General features: G+C 61.6%; 9 protein-coding genes. 3 read left to right on the plus strand and 6 right to left on the minus strand.

Annotated elements, in window-relative coordinates:
• Nucleotides 1-129: 129 nt before the first annotated feature.
• From EI969_RS20650 to leuC, 6 genes are all read right to left on the minus strand, one after another.
• Nucleotides 130-1,140, minus strand: a complete 1,011-nt coding sequence (locus EI969_RS20650; protein WP_160389403.1) for an aspartate-semialdehyde dehydrogenase — start codon at nucleotides 1,138-1,140, stop codon at nucleotides 130-132.
• A gap of 281 nt (nucleotides 1,141-1,421) precedes the next feature.
• Nucleotides 1,422-2,534: an aspartate-semialdehyde dehydrogenase gene (asd, locus tag EI969_RS20655; protein ID WP_057715575.1), complete on the minus strand. Its 1,113-nt coding sequence runs from the start codon at nucleotides 2,532-2,534 to the stop codon at nucleotides 1,422-1,424.
• 66 nt (nucleotides 2,535-2,600) lie between these two features.
• Nucleotides 2,601-3,683 (minus strand): 3-isopropylmalate dehydrogenase, encoded by a 1,083-nt coding sequence (gene leuB / locus EI969_RS20660; RefSeq protein ID WP_160389404.1) that lies wholly within the window; start codon nucleotides 3,681-3,683, stop codon nucleotides 2,601-2,603.
• A gap of 51 nt (nucleotides 3,684-3,734) precedes the next feature.
• On the minus strand, nucleotides 3,735-4,502 hold the full coding sequence (locus EI969_RS20665) for a class I SAM-dependent methyltransferase (RefSeq protein ID WP_160389405.1): 768 nt from the start codon (nucleotides 4,500-4,502) through the stop codon (nucleotides 3,735-3,737).
• Between the two features lie 152 nt (nucleotides 4,503-4,654).
• Nucleotides 4,655-5,299: a 3-isopropylmalate dehydratase small subunit gene (leuD, locus tag EI969_RS20670; RefSeq protein ID WP_160389406.1), complete on the minus strand. Its 645-nt coding sequence runs from the start codon at nucleotides 5,297-5,299 to the stop codon at nucleotides 4,655-4,657.
• Between the two features lie 11 nt (nucleotides 5,300-5,310).
• Nucleotides 5,311-6,729 (minus strand): 3-isopropylmalate dehydratase large subunit, encoded by a 1,419-nt coding sequence (gene leuC / locus EI969_RS20675; protein ID WP_160389407.1) that lies wholly within the window; start codon nucleotides 6,727-6,729, stop codon nucleotides 5,311-5,313.
• Between the two features lie 147 nt (nucleotides 6,730-6,876).
• Here leuC and EI969_RS20680 point away from each other — a divergent pair, with 147 nt between their 5' ends.
• The 3 genes from EI969_RS20680 (at nucleotide 6,877) to EI969_RS20690 (ending at nucleotide 12,132) form a co-directional block, all read left to right on the plus strand.
• Nucleotides 6,877-7,767 (plus strand): LysR family transcriptional regulator, encoded by an 891-nt coding sequence (locus EI969_RS20680; RefSeq protein WP_160389408.1) that lies wholly within the window; start codon nucleotides 6,877-6,879, stop codon nucleotides 7,765-7,767.
• Nucleotides 7,768-7,834: 67 nt separating this feature from the next.
• Nucleotides 7,835-11,113: a PAS domain S-box protein gene (locus tag EI969_RS20685; protein WP_160389409.1), complete on the plus strand. Its 3,279-nt coding sequence runs from the start codon at nucleotides 7,835-7,837 to the stop codon at nucleotides 11,111-11,113.
• Between the two features lie 395 nt (nucleotides 11,114-11,508).
• A complete protein-coding gene (locus EI969_RS20690) occupies nucleotides 11,509-12,132 on the plus strand; it encodes a CDP-alcohol phosphatidyltransferase family protein (RefSeq protein ID WP_160389410.1) in 624 nt (207 codons plus the stop codon).
• Nucleotides 12,133-12,141 lie beyond the last annotated feature (9 nt).

The raw sequence follows: 12,141 nt of genomic DNA on the forward strand, positions 1-12,141 counted from the left end.
ACGGCAAAGGTCGTCGCGCGCGATCATTTGATTGATGCCCCGGAAAGCCCCGCAGAGTGGCTCGCCTTCAGCGTTCCGGCAAGCATAGGCCCGCCCGGAATCATTCGACAAATTGTTGCAAAGTATCTTTTACAGCAGGTCTTTTATCAACAACTCAGCCAGCTGCACAGCGTTGAGCGCGGCGCCTTTGCGTACGTTATCTGACGTCAGCCACAAATTAAGTTCCGACAGGTCGTCGATACCCTGGCGAACCCGACCCACGTAGACCACGTCCTGCCCCACTGCATCGCCCACCGGCGTCGGGTAATCGCCCGCTTCGACCAGCTCGATTCCGGGAGCGTCCTCCAGGGCCGCATTGACTTTCGCCAGATCGATTTCACTCGCGCATTGCAGGGCCACGCTATAGCTATCGCCAAAAAACACCGGGGCTTGAATGCAAGTGACGGAAATCTTCAGTGAAGGCAACGCCATGACCTGGCGCAGCTCACGTACCAGGCGTTTTTCCAGCAGCGTATGACCCTGCTCATCCGGCTTGCCGACCTGGGCCAGCAGGTTGAACGCCATCTGCCGGTCAAAGAACTTCGGTTCCAGCGGTCGTACATTCAGCAGTTCGGCGGTTTGCCGGGCGAGCTCGCTCACGGCTTCGCGGCCCTGGGCCGATACCGCCAGGCTGGCGGTCAGGCTGATGCGCTGCAAATCGAGCAAACCCATCAGCGGCGCGAGCACCACCGCCAGCGTGGTGGCGGACGGGCTTGGACTGCTGAGCTGGAAGGGTTTTTTCAAGCCGGCCAGCACCTGGGCATTGGCTTCGGGCACGACCTGCGGCGCCTTGTCGGCCGGCAAGGCGCCGGACAGGTCGATCACCGAGCAGCCGGCCTCGATCGCCCGGGAAGCAAAACTCAGGGAAACCGCCGGGCCGGCCGCGAAGAACCCGAGCTGCACCTTGCTGAAGTCGAACTCATCGACTTCCCGCACCCGCACGTTCTTGCCGCGAAACGGCACCGAACTGCCGGCCGATTCGCTGCTGGCCAACAGATGAAGGGTGCCGATCGGGAAGTTGCGCTCTTCGAGAATCTGCACGAGTGTTTCGCCGACAGTACCGGTGGCGCCGATCACGGCAATATCAATGGTCTGGGTCATGGTTCTGCCTCTGGCGAAACGGGGGGAGCGGCACTTTACCGGGTGGGTGGCATGCAGGCAATTCTGCCGGGGCTTGTGGTGCCTGTGATGGCCCCTTCGAGGGCAAGCCCGCTCCCACAGGTTTCAGTGGTGTACACAAACCTTGTGCTCGACACCGGACACTGTGGGAGCGGGCTTGCCCGCGAAGAGGCCGGTATGGGCAACCCATAAACTCAAGGTTGTCAGGGATAAAAAAACCCGCACCTCTTGCAAGGCGCGGGTTCTTTCATTGCTTCAGTCGATCAACGCTCGAGCAGGATCCGCAACATGCGGCGCAGCGGTTCGGCCGCGCCCCACAGCAGTTGGTCGCCGACGGTGAACGCGCCGACGAACTGCGAACCCATGTTCAGTTTGCGCAGACGGCCAACCGGGATGTTCAGGGTACCGGTGACCTTGTTCGGGCTCAGTTCCTGGATGCTGGTTTCACGGTTGTTCGGCACCAGCTTGACCCAAGGGTTGTGCTGGCTGATCAAACCTTCGATATCAGCGATCGGCACGTCTTTGTTCAGCTTGATGGTCAGTGCCTGGCTGTGGCAGCGCATGGCGCCGATACGCACGCAGATGCCATCGACCGGGATCGGGCTCTTGAAACGACCGAGGATCTTGTTGGTCTCGGCCTGGGCTTTCCACTCTTCGCGGCTCTGACCGTTCGGCAGTTCCTTGTCGATCCACGGGATCAGGCTGCCGGCCAGCGGTACACCGAAGTTTTCAGTCGGGTACGCGTCGCTGCGCATGGCTTCGGCCACACGACGGTCGATGTCGAGGATCGCGCTGGCCGGATCGGCCAGTTGATCGGCGACAGCGGCGTGGGTCGCGCCCATTTGCTTGATCAGTTCACGCATGTTCTGCGCGCCGGCACCGGAGGCCGCCTGATAGGTCATGGCGCTCATCCACTCCACCAGGCCCGCTTCGAACAGGCCGCCGAGGCCCATCAGCATCAGGCTGACCGTGCAGTTGCCGCCGATGTAGTTCTTGGTGCCCGCGTCCAACTGCTGGTCGATGACCTTGCGGTTCACCGGGTCCAGAACGATCACCGCGTCATCCTGCATGCGCAGGCTGGAAGCGGCGTCGATCCAGTAACCCTGCCAGCCGGCTTCGCGCAGTTTCGGGAAAACTTCGCTGGTGTAGTCGCCACCCTGGCAGGTCAGAATCACGTCAAGGGTTTTCAGCTCTTCAATGCTGTAAGCGTCCTTGAGCGGAGCAATGTCCTTGCCCACGGACGGGCCTTGGCCACCGACATTGGAAGTGGTGAAAAACACCGGCTCGATGAGATCGAAATCCTGCTCTTCCAGCATCCGCTGCATGAGCACGGAACCGACCATACCGCGCCAACCGATCAGACCTACACGTTTCATCGCAACTACACCTTCTTGAAATGTGGACCGCTGCCTTGTCTTGATTTTGGCAGCGGGCCCGAGAGATTACAGATTCCGCAGCGCGGCGACTACTGCGTCACCCATTTCCTGCGTACCGACTTTAGTGCAACCGGCCGACCAGATGTCGCCCGTGCGCAAGCCCTGATCCAGCACCAGGCTCACGGCTTTCTCGATGGCATCGGCGGCAGCCTGCTGATTGAAGCTGTAACGCAGCATCATCGACACCGACAAAATGGTCGCCAGCGGGTTGGCAATGCCCTTGCCCGCGATGTCCGGCGCCGAACCGTGGCACGGCTCGTACATGCCCTTGTTGTTGGTGTCCAGGGACGCCGACGGCAGCATGCCGATGGAACCGGTGAGCATCGAGGCCTGGTCGGACAGGATGTCGCCGAACATGTTGTCGGTGACGATCACGTCGAACTGCTTCGGTGCACGCACCAGCTGCATGGCGGCGTTGTCGACGTACATGTGGCTCAGTTCGACTTCAGGGTAATCCTTGGCCACTTCTTCGACGATCTCTCGCCACAGCTGGCTGGACGCCAGTACGTTGGCCTTGTCCACCGAGCACAGCTTCTTGCCGCGCACCATCGCCATGTCGAAACCGACACGGGCGATACGGCGGATTTCGCTTTCGCTGTACGGCAGGGTGTCGTAGGACTGACGCTCGCCGTTTTCCAGGGTACGGGTGCCACGTGGCGCGCCGAAGTAGATGCCGCCGGTCAGTTCGCGAACGATCAGGATGTCCAGGCCGGCAACGATTTCGGCTTTCAGGCTGGAAGCCTCGGCCAGTTGCGGGTACAGGATCGCCGGACGCAGGTTGCCGAACAGGCCCAGTTGCGCACGGATTTTCAGCAGGCCGCGCTCAGGGCGGATGTCACGTTCGATGGCGTCCCATTTCGGGCCGCCCACAGCGCCCAGCAACACGGCGTCGGCTGCGCGGGCGCGTTCCAGGGTTTCATCGGCCAGCGGCACGCCGTGCTTGTCGATGGCGGCGCCGCCGATCACATCAAAGCTCAGCTCGAAACCCAGGGCGAACTTGTCGCTGGCCAGCTCAAGTACTTTAACCGCTTCGGCCATGATTTCCGGGCCAATACCGTCACCTGGGAGAATCAGAATCTGCTTGCTCATGCTTTCCTCATGTCATCAGTCGGTGCGCCCTTGGACGCACCCGGAAAAATTCTATCGCTCAGCCATCAGCACCAGTACATCGGTACTGAACGAACCATCGGCCTCAATCTCAAAATATTCGCGTACTTCATTGCCCATCGACTGCTGCAACGCGCGGATCGCCGCGCGCATCACCTCGGGTGTGCGCATGCGCTCGACCCAGCTGCTGTACTCCAGACGCAAACGCTGACGGGTGGTACTGCGGGTGTGCAGCCCCGCCTCGCTGACCTGGCGCAACCACTCGCCGGCGGAATAATCGCGCACATGGCTGGTGTCGCGCAGCACTTCGACGCTTTGCAGGTAAGTGTCGAACAGTGGACTACCCGGTGACAACACATCGATGAACGCTGCGACGCCGCCCGGCTTCAACACCCGACGCACTTCGCGCAAGGCCAGGCCGAGATCGCTCCAGTGATGCGCCGAATAGCGGCTGAAGACGAAATCGAACTCGCCATCGGCGAACGGCAGCCGTTCGGCGGCACCGTTGACCGTGGATACATTGCTCAATCCACGATCGGCAGCAGCGGTCGCCACCACGTCGAGCATCTGCTGCGACAGGTCGTAGGCCACGACTTGTTTCACCAACGAGGCGACGTGGAAACTCACGTGACCGGCGCCGCAGCCAAGGTCCAGCACCCGCGCCTCGCCCTGCCCGGCCAGCTCGGCCTGTAGCAGCGCGAATTCGGTGCCTTGAGCGTGTACGGCGCTGCTCAGGTAGGCCGAAGCCTGTTCACCGAATTGCTTCTGGACTACCTGGCTGTGCTGGGCGGTGCTGGTCATGGGGACTTCCTTTTTGGGGTGAGTCTTGTGGTGTCTGTTCTGGCCTCATCGCTGGCAAGCCAGCTCCCACAGTGACCGAGGTGTTCACAAAACCTGTGGGAGCTGGCTTGCCAGCGATGGGGCCGGTCCTGACTACATCAATCTCGGATCAATCAAGCGTCGCGAAACAACCAAGGCTGGCTCGCACGGTGCTTGGCCTCAAACGTCGCAATCGCATCGCCGTCCTGCAAGGTCAGGCCGATGTCGTCCAGGCCGTTGAGCAGGCAGTGTTTGCGGAAGGCATCGATTTCAAAGCTCAACACCTTACCGTCAGGACGGGTCACGGTCTGGGCCTGCAGATCGACCTGCAACTGATAACCCGGATTGGCGTCGACCTGCTGGAACAGCTCATCGACTTCGGCATCGCTCAGGATGATCGGCAGCAAGCCGTTCTTGAAGCTGTTGTTGAAGAAGATGTCGGCATAGCTTGGCGCGATGATGCTGCGGAAACCGTACTCTTCCAGTGCCCACGGCGCGTGTTCACGGCTGGAGCCGCAACCGAAGTTCTCCCGGGCCAGCAAAACGCTGGCGCCCTGGTAACGTTCGGCGTTGAGGACGAAGTCCTTGTTCAGCGGACGCTTGGAGTTGTCCTGGTACGGCTGCCCCACATCCAGGTAACGCCATTCATCGAACAGGTTCGGGCCAAAACCCGTGCGCTTGATCGACTTCAAGAACTGCTTCGGGATGATCTGGTCGGTATCGACGTTGGCACGATCCAAAGGCGCGACAAGACCAGTGTGCAGGGTAAAAGCTTTCATGCTGCGCTCCTTTAAATCAATTCACGGACGTCGATGAAACGACCGTTCACGGCGGCGGCCGCGGCCATGGCCGGGCTGACGAGGTGAGTACGGCCACCCGCGCCCTGACGGCCTTCGAAGTTACGGTTGGAGGTCGAGGCGCAATGCTCGCCACTTTCCAAGCGGTCCGGGTTCATCGCCAGGCACATCGAGCAACCCGGCTCGCGCCATTCGAAACCGGCTTCGAGGAAAATCTTGTCCAGGCCTTCCGACTCGGCTTGCGCCTTCACCAGGCCCGAGCCCGGCACCACGATGGCCTGTTTGATGGTCGAGGCCACTTTGCGGCCCTTGGCGATCACGGCCGCAGCGCGCAGGTCTTCGATCCGCGAGTTGGTGCACGAACCGATGAACACGCGGTCGAGCTGGATGTCGGTGATCGCCTGATTGGCGGTCAAACCCATGTATTTCAAGGCGCGGACGATGGAATCGCGCTTGACCAAGTCCATTTCCTTGGCAGGATCCGGCACGTTCTGGTCAACGGCCAGGACCATTTCCGGCGAAGTGCCCCAGCTGACTTGCGGCTTGACTTGCGCGGCGTCGAGCTCGACCACGGTGTCAAATTTGGCGTCGGCGTCAGACACCAGGTCTTTCCAGGCTTCGACGGCCAGGTCCCACTCTGCGCCTTTCGGAGCGAACGGACGACCCTTGACGTACTCCACGGTTTTTTCGTCCGCAGCCACCAGGCCTACACGAGCGCCGGCTTCGATGGACATGTTGCAGATGGTCATGCGGCCTTCGACGGACAGGTCGCGAATCGCGCTGCCAGCGAATTCGATGGCGTGGCCGTTACCGCCGGCGGTGCCGATCTTGCCGATCACGGCGAGGACGATGTCCTTGGCGGTCACGCCGAACGGCAATTGGCCTTCGACGCGTACCAGCATGTTTTTCATCTTCTTGGCGACCAGGCACTGGGTGGCGAGCACGTGCTCGACCTCGGAAGTGCCGATACCGTGAGCCAATGCGCCGAATGCGCCGTGGGTCGAGGTGTGGGAGTCACCGCAGACCACGGTCATGCCCGGCAAGGTGGCGCCCTGCTCCGGGCCGATGACGTGGACGATGCCCTGGCGGATGTCGTTCATCTTGAATTCGACGATGCCGTATTCATCGCAGTTGTCATCGAGGGTCTGGACTTGCAGGCGCGAGACCTGGTCGACGATGGCGTCGATGCCGCCCTTGCGCTCCGGCGTGGTCGGTACGTTGTGGTCCGGGGTCGCGATGTTGGCATCGATGCGCCATGGCTTGCGCCCGGCCAGACGCAGGCCTTCGAAGGCTTGCGGCGAGGTCACTTCGTGGATGATGTGACGATCGATGTAGATCAGCGCAGAGCCATCGTCGCGCTGCTTGACCAAGTGCGAATCCCAGAGCTTGTCGTAGAGCGTTTTGCCGGCCATCAGACGGTTCCTCATCAGCTTGTTTCTATGCCCCGGGTCTTGAGTTTTTCAATAACCCTTTGGCTTGTGAGGCTGATCCTATGGGGTTACATTAAATAACTCAAATTCATATTTTTTATGCTTTGGATAACCAACTGGAATACGACCATGGACCTGGCCAACCTCAATGCCTTTATTGCCATCGCCGAGACCGGCAGCTTCTCCGGCGCCGGTGAACGCCTGCATCTGACGCAGCCGGCGATCAGCAAACGCATCGCCGGCCTGGAGCAGCAATTGAAGGTGCGATTGTTCGACCGGCTGGGACGCGAGGTCGGGCTGACCGAAGCCGGCCGCGCCCTGCTGCCTCGGGCCTACCAGATTCTGAATGTCCTTGATGATACGCGCCGCGCCCTGACCAACCTCACCGGCGAGGTGACCGGTCGTCTGACCCTGGCCACCAGTCACCACATCGGTTTGCACCGCTTGCCTCCCTTATTAAGGGAGTTCACCCGCCGCTATCCCGAGGTGGCGCTGGATATCCAGTTTCTCGATTCGGAAGTGGCCTACGAGGAAATTCTCCATGGCCGCGCCGAACTGGCGGTCATCACCCTCGCACCGGAACCCCATGCACTGGTCAAGGCCACGCCGGTGTGGGACGACCCGCTGGATTTCGTGGTCGCCCCGGAGCATTCACTGCTGCACAACGGCAAGGTCAGCCTGGCGGACATCGCCCGCCACCCGGCGGTGTTCCCCGGCGGCAATACCTTTACCCACCACATCGTGCAGCGGCTGTTTGAAGCCCAGGGCCTGACGCCGAACATCGCCATGAGCACCAACTACCTGGAAACCATCAAGATGATGGTCTCGATCGGCCTGGCCTGGAGCGTTCTGCCGCGCACCATGCTCGATGAACAGGTGGCGCGCATACCTTTGCCGGGCATACAGCTCACTCGCCAGCTAGGCTATATCCTGCACACGGAAAGGACGCTGTCGAACGCTGCCCGGGCCTTCATGGCCCTGCTGGACGCTCAACTCGAATCGCCAGGGACTCAAGGCTAACTTGTGCTACTCCTATAGAGCCGCGAATTCCTGCAACAAACGCCCAAATTCAGCCTAAGGCTTGCCAATGCCCAAATCTGTTGACCGTATCCCGCCGATGCCGCGTATCCAGGCCATTGACCCGCAAAGCTCCGAACAGGGCTGGGAAAGTGCCTCGCAATTGTTGGCCGCGCTCAACGGCGCGCGCCTTGGCGCCTGGTATTGGGACATCGAACGCGGGCAGATCAGCTGGTCCCGGGGTACGCAGGCACTGTTCGGCTTCGATCCCCGGCAACCGTTGCCACATGATCTGGAATACCTCGACCTGCTGCCGCCGGAGGATCGCGCCAAAACCGTCCGCGCCTTCCACGCGGTCATCGCCGGCGCGCCGCTGGAGCAGGCCATGCACCACCGCATCCGCTGGCCCGACGGCAGCCTGCACTGGCTGGAAATCAGCGGCAGCCTGTTGCCGGACAAGCAGGGTCGGCCACGCATGATCGGCGTGATCCGCGAAATCACCCACCAGCGTCAGCGTGAACAGGCGTTGAGCAGCTCGGAAAAACGCTTCGCCACCCTGTTCCACCTGTGTCCGAACATGGTCCTGCTGACCCGCCAGGAAGACGGGCTGATCACCGAAGCCAACCAGTATTTCGAAAGCCTGTTCGGCTGGCCGGTGCAAAACGCGATCGGCCGCACCACCCTGGAACTGGGTCTGTGGGTGCACCCCGAGCAACGGGCCGACCTGGTCAAGGCCACCAAAGCCAAAGGCGACGTGGTCAGCATGGAAGTGCAGTTTCGCGCCAGCAACGGCCAGATCCATGACGGCATCCTCAGCGCGCAAAAAGTCGAGCTCGAAGGCCAGCCCTATCTGCTCAGCACCTTCCTTGACACCACCGAACGCAAAGTCGCCGAACATGCCCTCAAGGACAGCCAGGAACGCCTCGACCTGGCCCTGGACTCGGCGCAACTGGGCACCTGGGACTGGCACATTCCCAGCGGCATGCTCTACGGATCGGCACGGGCTGCCCAACTGCACGGCCTGGAAGCCAAACCTTTCCACGAGTCCTTCGACGAATTCTTCGAGGGCGTGCCCGATGAAGAACGCGACACCATGCGCGACGCCTACCGCAGCCTGCGTGAAGGCCCGGCCGGCAACTATCAATTGACCTACCGCGTGCAATTGGCCGACGGCAGTTCACGTTACCTGGAAAGCCGCGCCCGCCTCTACCGCGATGAAAGCGGCGTGCCGGTGCGCATGGCCGGCACCTTGCTGGACATCACCGACCAGGTGGAGCGCGAACAACGGCTGGTGGCCTCCGAAGAGAAATTCGCCACGCTGTTCCAGGTCAGCCCCGACCCGATCTGCGTCACCCACCAGGACAGCGGCCAGTTCATTGAAATCAACTCCAGCTTCACCCAGACCTTCGGCTGGAGCGCCGCCGATGTGATCGGCCGCAGCGCCGACGAAATCGGCCTGTGGGACGCCTCGGCGAAAAGCCTGCGACGGATCGAGCAAGTGATCCGCGAACAAGGCCTGAACAACGTCGCCATTCTGGTCCAGCACAAGGACGGACAGGTCCTGACCTGCGTGATTTCCAGCCGCCAGATCAGCGTCGGCGACCAGCCCTGCATCGTCACCACGCTGCGCGACATCACCCAGCAACAGCGCTCGGAAGCGGCGCTCAAGGCCAGCGAGGAGAAATTCGCCAAGGCCTTCCACTCCAGCCCCGACGCCATCACCATCACCGAGCGCGACACCGGACGCTACCTGGAGGTCAACGACGGATTCTGCCGCCTGACCGGCTACCGCGCCGAAGAAGTGGTGGGCCGCACGGTGTACCAGGTCGGGATCTGGGCGGAAGAAAAACAACGCTCGGCGCTGCTCGCCGAATTGCAGATCAAGGGTCGGGTTCATCACCAGGAAATGCTCGGGCGCAACAAGCGCGGCGAGCTGCTCACCGTCGAAGTCTCGGTGGAGCCGATCACCCTCAATGAAACCGCCTGCCTGCTGCTGACCGCGCGGGACGTGAGCCTGCTGAAAAACGCCGAAGCGCAGATTCGCCACCTGGCCTATCACGACCCGCTGACCAACCTGCCCAACCGCGCCTTGCTGATGGACCGCCTGAGCCAGCAAATTGCCCTGCTCAAACGGCATAACCTGCGCGGCGCGCTGATGTTCCTCGACCTCGACCATTTCAAGCACATCAACGACTCCCTCGGGCACCCGGTGGGCGATACGGTGCTGAAAATCATCACCGCGCGCCTGGAGGCCAGCGTGCGCATGGAGGACACCGTTGCGCGCCTGGGCGGTGACGAATTCGTGGTGCTGCTCAGCGGCCTCGAAGGCTCGCGCAACGAGGTCAGCGATCAGGTTCGCGAAGTGGCCGACACCATCCGCGAGCTGCTGTCCGAACCGATGTTCCTCGACGGCCAGCGCCTGCAAGTCACACCCAGCATCGGCATTGCGCTGATCCCCGATCACGGTTCGACCCCGACCGACCTGCTCAAGCGCGCCGACATTGCGCTCTATCGCGCCAAGGACTCGGGGCGCAATACCGCGCAGATGTACCACAACACCATGCAGAAGGCCGCGAGCGAACGCCTGCGCATGGAAACCGATCTGCGCCTGGCCCTTTCCCGGGGCGAGTTTCGCGTGCATTACCAACCCCAGGTCGACGCCCGGGGCGACCGCATCGTCGGCGCCGAGGCCCTGGTGCGCTGGAATCACCCGGACCTCGGTGCGCAGTCACCCACCGAATTCATCAAGGTCCTGGAAGACAGCGGACTGATCCTCGAGGTCGGCACCTGGATCCTCGACGAAGCCTGCCAGGCCTTCAAGCAATTGATCGACCGCGGCCTGGTGAACCCGTACAAATTCAGCCTGTGCGTGAACATCAGCCCGCGCCAGTTCCGCCAGAACGACTTCGTCGAGCGCATCGAAAACAGCCTCGCCACCTACGGGCTGCCCTGCACGTTGCTGAAGCTGGAAATCACCGAAGGCATCGTCATCCAGAACCTGGAGGACACCATCAACAAAATGCGCCGTCTGAAAAAACTCGGCGTGAGCTTCGCCATGGACGACTTCGGCACCGGCTATTCCTCGCTGACCTACCTCAAGCGCCTGCCGGTCGACACCCTGAAAATCGACCAGTCGTTCATCCGCGACGCCACCAGCGACCCGAACGACGCCGAGATCATCCGCGCCATCGTCGCCATGGCCCGCAGCCTGGATTTGAAGGTGATTGCCGAAGGGGTGGAAACAGCGGAGCAGCTCGAGTTCCTGCAGGGGCTGGAGTGTCACTTCTACCAGGGGTATTTGCACAGCCAGCCGTTGCCGGTGGAAGAGTTTCAAAAACTTTTGAAATAACCCCCAACTGTAGGAGCGAGCCTGCTCCGGGCGGCGCTCCGACGATGGACGCGAACGATTACGCGTGCAGACTGGAAAAATACGGTCTCCTACACACTTTCGCCAAAAAACCGTAGCAGAAGGCGATTGATTCTCCATTTCCTACACACATCCCGGAAACGTCCCATTTACGTTTATCTCCCCCGCGTTAACCCTGTGCGCCGCACTTTGCCATGTCCCGGTTTTCACTCGGGAGCAGGCGCCGATACGCGCATCATGATGTTTGGCTTCGCCCATGCTCGAGCACGGGACCGGGTGTCCTTCCTTCAGCGAACTGCCGGGAACGCCTGCCCCCGGTCTCGCAAGATGCCATCTACACTCAATTTCCGTCCCCCCACTGGCTGAGACCCCTCCACGTGCCCAGCATCTACCAGATCAAACCCGCCTTCCAAAACCTCCTGCGCCCTCTGGTCCGACGTTTGTTCGACAACGGCACCACGGCCAACCAGATCACGCTGCTGGCGGGCATTGGCTCGGTGCTGGTGGGTGCGGTGATCGCCGGCTTCGTGCGGCACCCCTGGGTGTTCGCACTGGTGCCGGTGTGGATGATCGTGCGCATGGCGCTCAACGCCATAGACGGCATGCTGGCTCGGGAATTCGGCCAACAGTCGCGCCTGGGCGCCTACCTCAATGAGCTTTGCGATATTGCCGCCGACTGCGCCCTGATCCTGCCTTTTGCCCTGTTGCCGGACGTCAGCCTGTGGCTGGTGCTGCTGGTGACCCTGCTGGCGTTGTTCAGCGAGTACAGCGGCGTGCTGGGGCCGATGATCGGTGCCTCGCGGCGCTATGACGGGCCCATGGGCAAGAGTGACCGGGCTTTCGTGCTGGGGGTGGTGGCCGCCGGCATCGCGGTGGGCTGGATCAACGCTTTCTGGATCAATGGAGTGTTCGCAATCATCGCGGTGCTGTTGCTCTGCACACTGTTAAACAGGGTCCGCCAGGGCCTCAGGGAAGTACAACAAGACGGCTCTTCAGCCTAAGGAATCGGC

Origin of the sequence: Pseudomonas sp. PB101, assembly GCF_009764265.1 — a bacterium.
GTDB lineage: Bacteria > Pseudomonadota > Gammaproteobacteria > Pseudomonadales > Pseudomonadaceae > Aquipseudomonas.

What these genes read in the sequence shown, in the direction of transcription:
- EI969_RS20665 (WP_160389405.1), bottom strand. Translation starts at nt 4,502, where the DNA reads ATGACCAGCACCGCCCAGCACAGCCAGGTAGTCCAGAAGCAATTCGGT.
- leuB (WP_160389404.1), bottom strand. Translation starts at nt 3,683, where the DNA reads ATGAGCAAGCAGATTCTGATTCTCCCAGGTGACGGTATTGGCCCGGAA.
- asd (WP_057715575.1), bottom strand. Translation starts at nt 2,534, where the DNA reads ATGAAACGTGTAGGTCTGATCGGTTGGCGCGGTATGGTCGGTTCCGTG.
- EI969_RS20685 (WP_160389409.1), top strand. Translation starts at nt 7,835, where the DNA reads ATGCCCAAATCTGTTGACCGTATCCCGCCGATGCCGCGTATCCAGGCC.
- leuC (WP_160389407.1), bottom strand. Translation starts at nt 6,729, where the DNA reads ATGGCCGGCAAAACGCTCTACGACAAGCTCTGGGATTCGCACTTGGTC.
- leuD (WP_160389406.1), bottom strand. Translation starts at nt 5,299, where the DNA reads ATGAAAGCTTTTACCCTGCACACTGGTCTTGTCGCGCCTTTGGATCGT.
- EI969_RS20680 (WP_160389408.1), top strand. Translation starts at nt 6,877, where the DNA reads ATGGACCTGGCCAACCTCAATGCCTTTATTGCCATCGCCGAGACCGGC.
- EI969_RS20650 (WP_160389403.1), bottom strand. Translation starts at nt 1,140, where the DNA reads ATGACCCAGACCATTGATATTGCCGTGATCGGCGCCACCGGTACTGTC.